Raw genomic sequence first — 12421 nt, 5'->3', positions numbered from 1 at the left:
TCGATGCGGCGTAGAACCGGGCGCGGGCGAGGTAGAGGTCAGGCTAGCGGGGCGGGGGGCGTTTTGGCAAGAAAAAATACCTTGGGCGAAAAATGCGCTGACGGCGATCCGGTGCTGGTGACTTTGGGGTGGGTGGCGTAAAAATGCCCCATGTCAAATGCTCCCCGATTCATTCACCTGCGCAGCCATTCCGAGTATTCCCTGCTGGAAGGCGCGCTGCGGCTGAAAAAGCTGCCCGGCATGTGCGTCGACGCGGAAATGCCCGCGCTGGCGCTGACCGACACCAACAACATGTTCGCAGCACTCGAATTCTCAGTCGCTATGGCCGGCGCGGGCGTGCAGCCGATCATCGGCTGTCAGGTGGATGTCGCTTACGTTGAGGTCCAGCCGGGCGAGAAGCCGCGCCCGCCCGCGCCGGTGGTGCTGCTGGCGCAAAGCGAATTGGGCTACGAAAACCTGATGAAGCTGAACTCCTGCCTCTACCTCGACAAGGGGGGCGCGGTGGCCGAGGTGACGCTGGCCGAGCTGGAGGCGCTGAGCGCGGATCTCATCTGCCTCACCGGCGGGCCTTCGGGGCCGGTGGGGATGCTCTTGCAGGGAGGCCAGCGCCCGGCGGCGGAAGCGCTGATGGCGCGGTTGCAGCGGGCCTTCGGGGACCGGCTCTACGTCGAGTTGCAGCGTCACCCGGAAGACGGCGGCCAGCCCGAGGCCGAGCGCCTGACCGAGCGTGGCTTTGTCGAGATGGCCTATGCCATGGACATTCCGCTGGTCGCCACCAACGACGTCTACTTCCCAAAACCTGACATGTACGAGGCCCATGACGCGCTGATCTGCATCGCCGAGGGCGCCTATGTCGACCAAAGCCAGCCGCGCCGCCGTCTGACCGCGCAGCATTACTTCAAGTCCCAAGCCGAGATGGCGACCCTCTTTGCCGACCTGCCCGAGGCGCTGAGCAATACCGTTGAGATCGCCAAGCGCTGCGCCTTCATGGCCTATCGCCGCGATCCGATCCTGCCCAAGTTCGCCGACGACGAGGTCGCCGAGTTGCGCCGCATGGCCAATGAAGGCCTGCAGGCGCGACTGGCGGTGATCCCCCATGCGGTGAGCGTGGAGGAATACCAAAATCGCCTCGATTTCGAGCTCGGCATCATCGAAGGCATGGGCTTTCCCGGCTACTTCCTGATCGTTGCCGACTTCATCCAATGGGCCAAGGACAATGACATTCCAGTGGGGCCGGGGCGGGGCTCCGGTGCGGGCTCGCTGGTGGCCTATGCGCTCACGATCACCGACCTCGACCCGCTGCGCTATTCGCTGCTCTTCGAGCGTTTCCTCAACCCCGAGCGGGTCTCCATGCCCGACTTCGACATCGACTTCTGCATGGACCGCCGCGAGGAGGTGATCCGCTACGTGCAGGAGAAATACGGCCGGGACAAGGTGGGGCAGATCATTACCTTCGGTGCGCTGCTGTCGAAGGCGGCGGTGCGCGACATCGGGCGGGTGTTGCAGATGCCCTACGGGCAGGTCGACCGCCTGTCGAAGATGATCCCGGTGGAGGGGGTGAAGCCCGTCTCCATCGAGAAGGCGCTGGCGGACGAGCCGCGCCTGCGCGAGGAGGCCAAGAACGAAGAGGTCGTCGACCGTCTGCTGACCTATGGCCAGCAGGTCGAAGGGCTCTTGCGCAACGCCTCGACCCACGCCGCGGGCGTGGTGATCGGGGACCGGCCGCTCGATCAGCTGGTGCCGCTTTACCAAGACCCGCGCTCGGACATGCCGGCGACGCAGTTCAACATGAAATGGGTTGAACAGGCCGGTCTGGTGAAGTTCGACTTTCTCGGCCTGAAGACCCTGACCGTGATCCAGAACGCGCTCGACCAGATCAAGGCGGGCGGGCGGCATCTGCATATCGCCGCCGACGGGCGCCAGATCTATGAGCCGCCCGAGGGCCATGTCGACGACGTGGCCACCATCCCGCTCGACGACAAGGCGACCTACGACCTCTATTCCAGCGCCAAGACCGTCGCGGTCTTCCAGGTGGAATCGAGCGGCATGATGGACGCGCTCAAGCGCATGAAGCCCACGTGCATCGAGGACATCGTCGCCCTCGTGGCGCTCTACCGCCCCGGCCCGATGGAGAACATCCCGGTCTATTGCGAGGTCAAGAACGGCAAGCGCGAGCTGGAATCGGTGCATCCCAGCATCGACTACATTCTCGAAGAGACCCAAGGCATCATCGTCTATCAGGAACAGGTGATGCAGATCGCGCAGGTCATGGCGGGCTATTCGCTCGGCGGTGCGGACCTGTTGCGCCGCGCGATGGGTAAGAAGATCGCCGAGGAGATGGCCAAGGAGCGTCCCAAGTTCGAAAAAGGCGCGATGGCCAATGGCGTCGACAAGAAGAAGGCGGCGGAGGTCTTCGACCTTCTGGAGAAATTCGCCAACTACGGTTTCAACAAGTCCCACGCCGCGGCCTATGCGGTGGTCTCCTACCAGACCGCATGGCTGAAGGCGAACCACCCCGTGGAGTTCATGGCCGGGGTGATGAACTGCGATATCCACCTCACCGACAAGCTGGCGATCTATTTCGAAGAGGTGCGCAAGCATCTTGAACTGCCCTGGGTGCCGCCCTGCGTGAACCGCTCGGATGCGACCTTCAAAGTGGTCGATGGCGCGTTGGTCTATGCGCTGGGCGCGTTGAAGAACGTCGGGCTCGAGGCGATGAAACTGGTGACCGAGGGGCGCAAGGTGGATGGCGTCGACAAGCCCTTCGCGACGCTTTTTGACCTCGCCCGGCGGGTGGACCTCAAGCGCGTCGGCAAACGCCCGCTCGAGATGCTGGTGCGCTCGGGCGCTTTCGATCAACTCGACAGCAACCGGCGACGGGTGTTCCAATCGCTCGACGGGCTGGTGAACTATTCGGCGGCGATCCACGAGCAGAAGGCCTCCAATCAGGTCTCGCTGTTTGGCGAGGCGGGCGACGACCTGCCCGAGCCGCGCATCCTGCCCTGCGACGACTGGCAGTCGGCCGAGCGTCTGGCCGAGGAGTTCAAGGCCGTGGGCTTCTACCTCTCGGGCCATCCGCTGGACGACTACATGCCGCCCTTGAAACGCAAATGGGCGCGCGAGACCGGTCTGCCCTTCCTGACGCTGGATGAACTCAACGAAAAGGTTTCGACCCGTGGCGCGATGAACGCACGGCTCGCGGGCGTCGTGGCCGGGCGGCAGGAGCGCAAGTCGGCACGCGGCAACCGCTTTGCCTTTGCGCAGTTGTCGGACCCCACGGGCGGCTACGAGGTGACGATCTTCTCCGATGTGCTCGAAGCCTCGCGCGATCATCTGGAAGTCGGCTCCAAGGTCGTGGTCACCGTCGAGGCCACGATGGAGAGCGACCAGTTGAAGCTGCTGGCCCGCGGTATCGGGCCGATCGACGCCGCGGTGGCGGACGCGGGCAGCATGGGGCTGCGGGTCTTTATCGACGGGCCGGGGGCGATCCAATCAGTGGCCGATGTGCTTGCCGGGGCGCGGCAGGCGGTCAAGGCGGCGGGCAAGGGGCCGGTGCAATTCTGCCTGATGGACCCAAGCCTGCCCGGTGAGGTCGAGGTCGATCTGGGCCGCGAATTCCCGGTGACACCGCAGATCAAGGGCGCGATCCGCTCGCTCGACGGGGTGATGGAGGTCGAGGAAATCTGACCTCCGCGCCGCCCGCTGCCGCATCCAGTGGACGGCGGCGGGTGGCCGCACTACCTGCCTGACAAGCAACGGGGAGCAGAGCATGAAACAACGCATCGGCCTTTTGATCATGGGGACGCTGCTGTCCGCCTGCGCCATGGCCCCTTCCGCGCCGAACCCGGAGGTGGCCGAGGTGTCATTCGGCACCGTCCTGCCGTTTGGAGAGGTGGCCCGCGTCTGCGATCTCGATCGAGGTGAATTGGGGCAACTGGTCGAAGAACCGGCGGCGCGGGGCTACCGGTTGTTCGATTCGCAGCCGGGCAGCGGTGGCGCGCGTAGCTTCTACATCACCGGCTTTGCGGACGATTGCGCGCGTCAGTTGACGGCGGCCAATGTGCTGTTCGGCACGCCTTCGGTCTATGAGCAACTGCACTACGGCCCGGGGGGAGAGAACCTGCCCGCCGCCGAGACCGACGCGGCCTATGAGGCGATCAAGGCCCGCGTCTGCGGGGCGGGGCGCGGCAAACCCTGCGGACGGCAGATCGGCACGCTCGACAAGACGACCTTTTTCGTCAGCGCCTATGAGCGTTTGGGCCAGACCGCGCGCTGGTCCGAGGTGCTGGTGCATGACGGGGCCGTCGCCGCCGTGGCCATGAAATCAGCCAATTGACGGGGGCGCGGTGCTGCCGCTCAGTAATGCGGGGGGCGCTCATCGCCCAAAAGGACCGCGCCACCGCCCGAGGCGTCCCGCTCGCCTTCGCGTTGCATCAGCATATGGACGCGGCGGTTCAGGGTGACGATCTCGGCCTCCTGACGGGTGACGATCTCTGACATATCGTCGACCGCGCGGGTCAGATGGGCGATCTGCTCTTCGAGGCGGCTGATTTGGTCGGCTGTTTGGTCTTTAGTGTGGTCGGGGCTTTGGTCGGTCATGGCGCGCATCCTTTTTGCGCGATCTAGCACGGACCGGCGGCGCGGGACAGGGGCGGGATGCCGCGTTGCTTGCTCTTGCGGGGGGCTTGGGCTAGACGCGAGGCCAATTGATGCACCGAGGATCCTTGCCATGGCAAAGCCCAAGAAAACCCCCCGTCCCAAGGCGCAAACCCCGAAAGGGTTCCGCGATTATTTCGGGACCGAGGTGACCCATCGGGCCGAGATGCTGAACAAGATCGCCGCCGTCTATCACCGCTATGGTTTCGACGCGCTGGAAAGCTCGGGCGTGGAGACGGTCGAGGCGCTTGGCAAGTTCCTGCCCGATGTGGACCGCCCGAACGAGGGTGTCTTTGCCTGGCAAGAGGATGCCGAGGGGGACAAGCCCGGCGATTGGCTGGCGCTGCGCTATGACCTGACGGCGCCTTTGGCGCGGGTCTATGCCCAGCACCGCAACGAGTTGCCGATGCCCTATCGGCGCTACGCGATGGGCCCGGTCTGGCGCAACGAGAAGCCGGGGCCGGGGCGGTTCCGGCAGTTCTACCAATGCGACGCCGATACCGTGGGTGCGCCATCGGTGGCGGCGGATGCGGAGATCTGCGCCATGCTGGCCGATTGCCTCGAGGAAGTGGGCATCGCGCGTGGCGATTACGTGGTGCGGGTGAACAACCGCAAGGTGCTGAACGGCGTGCTCGAGGTGGCGGGCCTTGCCGGCGACGACAAGGAGGCCGAACGCGGCATCGTGCTGCGGGCCATCGACAAGCTCGACCGGCTGGGGCCCGACGGCGTGCGCGCGCTTTTGGGTGAGGGCCGCAAGGACGAAAGCGGCGATTTCACCAAGGGCGCCGGGCTGGACGATGCGCAGGCCGATGTCGTGATGGGCTTCATGCAGGCCAAGCGCGAGACCGGGGCCGAGACCGTGGCGCGGCTGCGCGACTTGGTGGCGGGCTCCGACGTGGGCGTACAGGGGGTGGATGAGCTTCAGCTCATCTCGGACCTGCTGGCGGCGGGCGGCTATGGCCCCGACCGGGTGGAGATCGACCCCTCGGTCGTGCGCGGCCTTGGCTATTACACCGGCCCGGTTTTCGAGGCCGAACTGACCTTCGAGATCAAAGACGAGAAGGGCCGCGCGCGCAACTTCGGCTCGGTCGCGGGCGGCGGGCGCTATGACGATCTGGTGAAGCGTTTCACCGGGCAGGAAGTGCCGGCAACCGGCGTCTCCATCGGTGTGGACCGTCTGCTCGCTGCACTGGCCGCCAAGGGGCGGCTTGAGGCCGAAGCGACCGGCCCCGTCGTCGTCACCGTGATGGACCGCGACCGCATGGCCGATTATCAGGCAATGGTGGCCGAGCTGCGGCAGGCGGGCATCCGGGCGGAGGTTTACCTCGGCAATCCGAAGAACTTCGGCAACCAGATGAAATACGCCGACAAGCGGCAAAGCCCCGTGGTTGTCATCGAAGGCGGTGACGAGAAGGACCGCGGCGTGGTACAGATCAAGGACATGGTGCTGGGCGCGCAATTGGCGCAGGAGGCGAGCCACGACGAGTGGAAAGAGCGCCCCAACCAATATGAGGTGCCGCGCGGCGATCTGATCAAAGCGGTGCGCGACATTCTGGATCGGACAAGCTGATGCCGACACGTTCCGAAACACTGGCGCGCGCGGCCTCCCTGCGCGCGATTTTCGAAGGGCAGGGCGCCGTTCTGGTCGAGCCGCCGATCCTGCAACCGGCCGACACGTTGCTGGACCTCTACGGCGAGGATATCCGCGCGCGCGCCTATGTCACTTCGGATGCGCTCCGGGGCGAGCAGATGCTGCGGCCCGATTTCACCGTGCCCGTGGTGCAGATGCATATGGCGCATGGGGCCGAGCCCGCCCGCTACACCTATTCAGGCGAGGTTTTCCGCCGTCAGGAGCACGACCCAAACCGCGCCAACGAGTATATTCAGGTGGGTTTCGAGGTTTTCGACCGCGCCGATCCGGCGGCGGCGGATGCCGAGGTTTTCGCCCTGATCGCCGAGGCGATGCAGGGGCTGCCGGTACGCCCGGTGACCGGCGACATCGGCGTGCTGATGGCGGCGGTGCAGGGCTTGGGCACATCGCCTGCGCGCAAACAGGCGTTGATGCGTCACATCTGGCGCCCGCGCCGCTTTCGCGCGCTGCTTGACCGTTATGCGGGGCGCAGCCCGGTGCCTGCGGGGCGCAAAGCGTTGCTGGCCGAGGCCGAGGTGACTTGCGACGCGCCGATGGTGGGGCTGCGCTCTCGCGCCGAGATCGAAACCCGTGTCGCGGCCCTGCGCGAGGATGCGAAGACGCCGCCGATCTCTGCGCAGCAGGTCGATCTTTTCGAGGCGCTGTTGGAGGTCAAGGAAACCCTGCCCAACGCGCTGAGCCGCCTGCGCGATCTGGCCGTCGACATGCCTGCCATCGGCGATGCCGTGGCCCGTGTCGCGGCCCGCGCCGAAGCGATGCGCGCCCGCGGCATCGACACCGATGCGCTGCTCTTCGAGGCCAGCCATGGCCGGTCTTCGATGGAATATTACGACGGTTTCGTCTTTGCGTTCCGCGCCACCACGCGGCCCGATCTGCCCAGCATCGCCACCGGCGGGCGCTATGACGCGCTGACCCGGCGGCTGGGGCAGGGCGATGAAATCCCGGCGGTGGGCGGTGTGATGCGCCCCGGTCTGATGCTGGAACTGGAGGCCGGGCAATGACGCTGAAACTGGGTGTGCCGTCCAAGGGGCGGCTGATGGAGAAGACCTTTGAATGGTTCGGCGCCCGCGGCGTCAGCTTGCAGCGCACCGGGTCAGACCGCGAATATGCGGGCAAGGTCGAGGGGATCGAGGATGTCTCTCTCGTGCTGCTCTCGGCGGGTGAAATCCCGCGTGAACTCTCGGCGGGGCGGATTCACCTTGGTGTCACCGGCACCGATCTTGTGCAAGAGAAGCTGGCGCTTTGGGATCAGCTGGTCGAGCCGCTGGAAGAGTTGAACTTCGGCCATGCCGACCTGATCATCGCCGTGCCGCAGGCTTGGGTCGATGTCGACACGCTGGACGATCTCGACGCCGCCGCCGCCGCCTTCCGCGCCGAACATGGCTTCCGCCTGCGCATCGCCACCAAGTATCACCGGCTGGTGCGGGAGTTCCTGCGCACCCACGGCGTGGCCGATTACGCACTGGTCGACAGCCAAGGCGCGACCGAGGGCACCGTGCTCAATGAGACCGCCGAGGCCATCGCCGATATCACCTCCAGCGGCGAGACTCTGCGCGCCAATCACCTGAAGATCCTCAGTGACGGCCTGATCCTGCAATCGCAGGCAACGCTCTGGCGCTCGCGCATGGCGCCCCTAGAGGATCACAGCCGCAAGGCGCTGAAAGCCCTGATCGCGCAACTGACCTGACGTAGCGTCACAGCCACGGGTTTTTCCCTTGGCTTCCATGGCATTGCACCTTCCGAGCCGCTCCGGCGCGGGGGCGCTTTGCCGCGTGGCTTATCGAAAGACTTGCGAGATGCCGCGCTTCGGATAGGGTGAAAGGGTCAACAGGCCGATACCATAAGCACCGCCAAAAGGGGCAGGGGTCGGGACATAGGGAGGATCCGTCGATGATCGGATGTCACGCGCCCCTTGCGGGGGGCCGCAGCCGTCGCCGCATGGGAGTGGGCGATTGCTGAGGGTTGAGGATTTGCATCTGTCCTTTGGCGGCATCAAGGCGCTGCAGGGGGTGAATTTCGAAGCCAAAGCCGGAGAGATCACCGGGGTGATCGGCCCCAATGGCGCGGGCAAAACCTCACTTTTTAACGCGATTTCAGGATTTTACAGGCCCGACCGGGGCAGCGTATCCTTTGACGGGGAGGATATCACGACCCTCAGCCCCGACAAACGCGCGGGCCTCGGGCTGGCGCGGACCTTTCAGAATATCGCGCTGTTTCGCGGCATGACCGTGCTCGACAACATCAAACTCGGCGGCCACACGCGGCTCAAGACCAATGTCTGGCAGGCGCTGCGCTATTTCGGCGCGGCGCAAAGGGCCGAGCTGGAACTGCGCCGCGAGATCGAGGAACAGGTGATCGATTTTCTCGAGATCGACCACATCCGCAAATACCCGATCACCATGTTGCCCTACGGCTTGCAGAAACGGGTCGAACTGGGCCGGGCGCTGGCGATGCGCCCGCGCGTGCTGCTCTTGGACGAGCCGGTGGCGGGCATGAACCGCGAGGAGACGGCCGACATGGCGCGTTTCATCCTCGACGTGCAGGAGCAGTTCGGCACCACGATCCTGCTGGTGGAGCACGACATGCACATGGTGATGGACATCTGTAGCCGCATCGTCGTGCTGAACTTCGGCCAGCAGATCGCCAGCGGCACGCCCGAGGAAGTCTCCAACAACCCCGCGGTGATCGAGGCCTATCTGGGGGCGGCGGCATGACGATTTCTTTGAAAGAAATCGGCCCGGAATCTTTGAAAGACTCCGAGGCTAAGGACAGGGAGGCGCTCTGATGGGGCAGTTCGTGCAGTTTGCGATCAACGGGCTGATGGCCGGGGCGATCTACGCGCTGATCGCCGTGGGTATCGTCAGCGTCTACAAGGCCACCAAGGTGGTGAACTTCGCCCATGGCTACCTGATCATGTTCGGCGCCTATTTCTATTTCACCTTTGCGGTGATCATCCCGGCCCAACCCTGGGCGCCCGGCTGGCTGGCTTCCTGGCAGCCCGGCTGGATGGTCGAGATGCGGGGCGAATTGCCGATGTTCTCGCCCGTGGCGGCGGTGCTTGACTGGGTGGCGAACCTGCCGCGCATTCTGCTGGGGCTGGCGGGGGCGCTGGTTTGCAACGCGATCCTCGGCCGCGTGATCGAGCGGGTGCTGATGCGCCCGCTGATGGGGCAGTCGATCTTTGCCATGATCATGGTCACGGTGGGCTTGATCTCGATCCTCTCAGGCGCAGCACAGCTAATCTGGACGGCGGATGCGGCAAGCGTGCCCTATATCGCGCCCAACATGCCGATCCGGTTCGAGCTTTTCGGCACGATGATCTTCCTCTTCGGCACCGATCTGGTGAACATGGCCGTGGCGCTGCTGCTGTTCGGCGGCATCGTGGCCTTCGTCAAGTTCACCAAGGGCGGCATCGCGATCCGCGCCACCGCTGAGGACCAGTCCACCGCCTATTCTATGGGCATTTCGGTGCCCAAGGTCTTTTCCCGCGCCTGGGTACTGGCCAGCACCACCGGGGCCATCGCGGGCGCGATCCTCGCCACCCGCAACGGCATTTCGCCGAGCCTCGGGCTCTTCGGCTTCTCGGTGCTGGCGATCGTGCTGATGGGTGGGCTTGATAGCTACGTGGGCGTGCTGATCGCCGCGATGGTCGTGGGCGTGCTGGAGGCCATGACCCAGTGGCAGATGGGCGGCGGCTGGGCCGAGATCGTTCCTTACGTCACCGTGTTGGTGGTGCTGATCTGGCGGCCGCACGGGCTGATGGGGCAAAAGGAGGTCGAGCGGATATGATCAACGCCAACCTGAAGTCCAGCTACGCCGCCGACGAGCGGGTGCTGAACAACCGCTACAAACAGGCATTTGTCTACGGCTCGATCCTCGCGCTGGCGCTGTTTACCCTGTTCGGCAATGACTATCTGATCCTGATCGCGAGCCAAATGGGCATCCTGCTGATCGCCGTGGTGGGGATCAACATCCTCACGGGCTACACCGGGCTGGTGTCGCTGGGCCACGGCGCCTTCGTCGCCATCGGTGCCTATGCAGTGACAATCTTCGGCAATCTCGGGGCGGGGGTGATCCCGGCGGGGCTGATGCCCTTCGTCTCGGTCCCGCTTGCGGTGGCGCTGGCGGCGGCGGTGGGCGTGCTGGTTGGCCTGCCGAGCCTGCGGGTGAAGGGGCTATACCTCGCCGTGGCGACGCTGGCGGCGAATTTCATCGTGATCTTCCTGATCGAGGAGGAAATTTTCGCGCCCTGGACCGGCGGCATGGTGGGGATCAACACCAATGTGCCGAACCTGCTGGGCTGGGAGCTTGACACCAAGCGCGAGATGTTCGGGCTGATCGCCGTGGTGGGCCTCGTTTCGCTGCTGGCGGCGCAGAACCTCATTCGCACCCGTGTCGGCCGCGCCTTCATCGCGATCCGCGACCGGGACTATTCGGCTGAAATCCTCGGTATCTCGCTTTTGCGCTACAAGCTGATGAGCTTTGCCCTTTCGGCGGCCTATTGCGGCCTTGCCGGGGCACTCTTTGCCTATTTCTACGCCCGTATCCTGCCTGAGCAGTTCGAACTGGCGCTCTCGCTCAACCTTGTGGCGGCGCTGATCATCGGCGGCATGGGGCGCACGATGGGGCCGGTCTTTGGCGTGATCATCGTCGTCATGGTGCCCGAGGTGATCAAGGTGCTCTTCGGCGCGCTTGCCGGGGACAGCGCCGGGGCGGGGCAGTTGCGCGCGCCCTTGCAGCAGATCGCCTTTGGCGTGCTGCTGGTGCTGTTCCTGCTCAAGGAACCCTTGGGCATCAACCAGATCGTCGACCGTATCCTGCGCGCCGCAAACCGTTGGCCGTTTGCGCGCGGGTAATCAAAAGGCCACATCAGGGAGAAGACAGATGACCATGAACCGCCGATCCTTCCTCGCCACCACGGCCGCCGCGACGGCCGCCATCGGCACGCCGATGATCCTGCGCGCCCAGCCCAAGGAATACGTGCTCGGCGCCTCGCTGCCGCTCACCGGGCCTTTCGCCACCGCGGGCCAGCTTGTCGCACCGGCCTTCGCCATGGCGACGAAGCTGTTTAACGACGAGGGCGGCGTCGCCGGCGTGCCCATTCGCTTCGTCACCGAGGATTCGGGCTACGTGCCGCAGAACGCGCTCAACAACTACCAGCGCGCGCTGGCCTCGGAAGGCAAGAACATGATCGGCTATTTCGCCGACAGCACCGGCGCGATGAAGCTGATCGCGCCTGAACTGAAGGGCGAGAACGCCCGTATCATGGGCTCGACCTCCTTCGCCTCTGAACTCGCCAACCCCGAGACGCATCCCTACCAGTATCTCTCTGGCCCGACACCAGAGCCAGTTCGACATTCTGCTGCAGAACATCAAGAACGAGGGCGGGCAGAAGGTGGCCTTCATCTTCTCCAACACCGAGTTCGGGCGCGATCCGATCGAACACGGCCGCAAGACCGCCGAGGAGCTTGGCCTTGAGGTCGTGCTGGAGGAAAGCACCAAGGCCGAGGGCGCGGACATTCCGACCCATGTCACCAAGCTGGCGCAGTCCGGCGCCGATCACTGCATCCTGCAAGGCTATGTCACCGGCGTCTGGCCACAGCTCATCGGCGGCGCGCGGCAATTCGGCCTGCCGGTCAAGTTCAAGGGCACCTTCTGGGGCATGGAGAAGCTGATCGCCGACCGCATCACCGCCGAGGCCGGACCCTTCCTTGCGGGCTACGAGGGTGTCATGCCCTACCGCTATTTCTACGACCGCGAGGAGGCACCGCGCTACCAGCAGTACGCCGAACTCAGCAAGCAGATGTTCGCGGGCACGCCGCTGGAGAACTACATGTCCACATGGGCGATCCAGACCATGTGCGGGCTGGAGATCGCCATGAAGGCCTTCCGCGACACCGCCGAGGCCGGGCTGGAGCTAACCCCCGATAATATCGCCGAGAAGCTGGCGGGGATCACGGACTGGGAGTCGGGCGGCTTCTTCGGCGGGCCGGTGAGCATGGAGAACAACGCCATCGGGACGGGCCGCGTCTATGGCTACAACCCCGAGGACGGGCTGTTCACGCCGAAATCGGACTGGTTCACCGTTTGATAAACGCGGGGCGTCCGGCGGGC

General features: G+C 65.0%; 11 protein-coding genes. 10 read left to right on the top strand and 1 reads right to left on the bottom strand.

Annotated elements, in window-relative coordinates:
- Window positions 1–150 precede the first annotated feature (150 nt).
- Complete coding sequence (gene dnaE, locus ACGYLC_RS12685; RefSeq protein ID WP_394423214.1) at window positions 151–3687, top strand: DNA polymerase III subunit alpha; 3537 nt, start codon at window positions 151–153, stop codon at window positions 3685–3687.
- Window positions 3688–3769: 82 nt separating this feature from the next.
- Window positions 3770–4336, top strand: a complete 567-nt coding sequence (locus tag ACGYLC_RS12680) for a hypothetical protein (protein ID WP_394423213.1) — start codon at window positions 3770–3772, stop codon at window positions 4334–4336.
- Between the two features lie 20 nt (window positions 4337–4356).
- Here the strand turns inward: ACGYLC_RS12680 and ACGYLC_RS12675 are convergent, their stop codons facing one another.
- Window positions 4357–4551 carry a SlyX family protein gene (locus ACGYLC_RS12675; RefSeq protein ID WP_082851915.1) on the bottom strand — a complete coding sequence of 65 codons (195 nt, stop codon included), beginning with the start codon at window positions 4549–4551 and terminating at the stop codon, window positions 4357–4359.
- A gap of 178 nt (window positions 4552–4729) precedes the next feature.
- Here ACGYLC_RS12675 and hisS point away from each other — a divergent pair, with 178 nt between their 5' ends.
- The 8 genes from hisS (at window position 4730) to ACGYLC_RS12635 (ending at window position 12398) form a co-directional block, all read left to right on the top strand.
- A complete protein-coding gene (hisS, locus tag ACGYLC_RS12670; protein WP_394423212.1) occupies window positions 4730–6226 on the top strand; it encodes a histidine--tRNA ligase in 1497 nt (498 codons plus the stop codon).
- Window positions 6226–7308 carry an ATP phosphoribosyltransferase regulatory subunit gene (locus ACGYLC_RS12665; RefSeq protein ID WP_394423211.1) on the top strand — a complete coding sequence of 361 codons (1083 nt, stop codon included), beginning with the start codon at window positions 6226–6228 and terminating at the stop codon, window positions 7306–7308. The genes hisS and ACGYLC_RS12665 overlap by 1 nt, the downstream gene beginning before the upstream one ends.
- Complete coding sequence (gene hisG / locus ACGYLC_RS12660) at window positions 7305–7994, top strand: ATP phosphoribosyltransferase (protein ID WP_394399396.1); 690 nt, start codon at window positions 7305–7307, stop codon at window positions 7992–7994. The genes ACGYLC_RS12665 and hisG overlap by 4 nt, the downstream gene beginning before the upstream one ends.
- A gap of 211 nt (window positions 7995–8205) precedes the next feature.
- Window positions 8206–9021 (top strand): ABC transporter ATP-binding protein, encoded by an 816-nt coding sequence (locus ACGYLC_RS12655; RefSeq protein WP_394399394.1) that lies wholly within the window; start codon window positions 8206–8208, stop codon window positions 9019–9021.
- 70 nt (window positions 9022–9091) lie between these two features.
- Window positions 9092–10096 carry a branched-chain amino acid ABC transporter permease gene (locus ACGYLC_RS12650; RefSeq protein WP_394423210.1) on the top strand — a complete coding sequence of 335 codons (1005 nt, stop codon included), beginning with the start codon at window positions 9092–9094 and terminating at the stop codon, window positions 10094–10096.
- Window positions 10093–11163 (top strand): branched-chain amino acid ABC transporter permease, encoded by a 1071-nt coding sequence (locus ACGYLC_RS12645; protein WP_394399389.1) that lies wholly within the window; start codon window positions 10093–10095, stop codon window positions 11161–11163. Before ACGYLC_RS12650 ends, ACGYLC_RS12645 begins: the two co-directional genes overlap by 4 nt.
- 28 nt (window positions 11164–11191) lie before the next feature.
- Complete coding sequence (locus ACGYLC_RS12640) at window positions 11192–11785, top strand: ABC transporter substrate-binding protein (protein ID WP_394423209.1); 594 nt, start codon at window positions 11192–11194, stop codon at window positions 11783–11785.
- The gene (locus tag ACGYLC_RS12635; protein WP_394423208.1) at window positions 11703–12398 is read left to right on the top strand and encodes an ABC transporter substrate-binding protein; all 696 of its coding nucleotides are present in this window, start codon (window positions 11703–11705) and stop codon (window positions 12396–12398) included. The genes ACGYLC_RS12640 and ACGYLC_RS12635 overlap by 83 nt, the downstream gene beginning before the upstream one ends.
- Window positions 12399–12421: the final 23 nt, after the last annotated feature.

The sequence above is a fragment of the Sulfitobacter sp. 1A12157 genome (genome assembly GCF_043557345.1).
GTDB lineage: Bacteria > Pseudomonadota > Alphaproteobacteria > Rhodobacterales > Rhodobacteraceae > Sulfitobacter.
This window is presented reverse-complemented; position numbering and strand designations above follow the sequence as displayed.

What these genes read in the sequence shown, in the direction of transcription:
- dnaE (WP_394423214.1), top strand. Translation starts at nt 151, where the DNA reads ATGTCAAATGCTCCCCGATTCATTCACCTGCGCAGCCATTCCGAGTAT.
- ACGYLC_RS12680 (WP_394423213.1), top strand. Translation starts at nt 3,770, where the DNA reads ATGAAACAACGCATCGGCCTTTTGATCATGGGGACGCTGCTGTCCGCC.
- hisS (WP_394423212.1), top strand. Translation starts at nt 4,730, where the DNA reads ATGGCAAAGCCCAAGAAAACCCCCCGTCCCAAGGCGCAAACCCCGAAA.
- ACGYLC_RS12665 (WP_394423211.1), top strand. Translation starts at nt 6,226, where the DNA reads ATGCCGACACGTTCCGAAACACTGGCGCGCGCGGCCTCCCTGCGCGCG.
- hisG (WP_394399396.1), top strand. Translation starts at nt 7,305, where the DNA reads ATGACGCTGAAACTGGGTGTGCCGTCCAAGGGGCGGCTGATGGAGAAG.
- ACGYLC_RS12655 (WP_394399394.1), top strand. Translation starts at nt 8,206, where the DNA reads ATGTCACGCGCCCCTTGCGGGGGGCCGCAGCCGTCGCCGCATGGGAGT.
- ACGYLC_RS12650 (WP_394423210.1), top strand. Translation starts at nt 9,092, where the DNA reads ATGGGGCAGTTCGTGCAGTTTGCGATCAACGGGCTGATGGCCGGGGCG.
- ACGYLC_RS12645 (WP_394399389.1), top strand. Translation starts at nt 10,093, where the DNA reads ATGATCAACGCCAACCTGAAGTCCAGCTACGCCGCCGACGAGCGGGTG.
- ACGYLC_RS12640 (WP_394423209.1), top strand. Translation starts at nt 11,192, where the DNA reads ATGACCATGAACCGCCGATCCTTCCTCGCCACCACGGCCGCCGCGACG.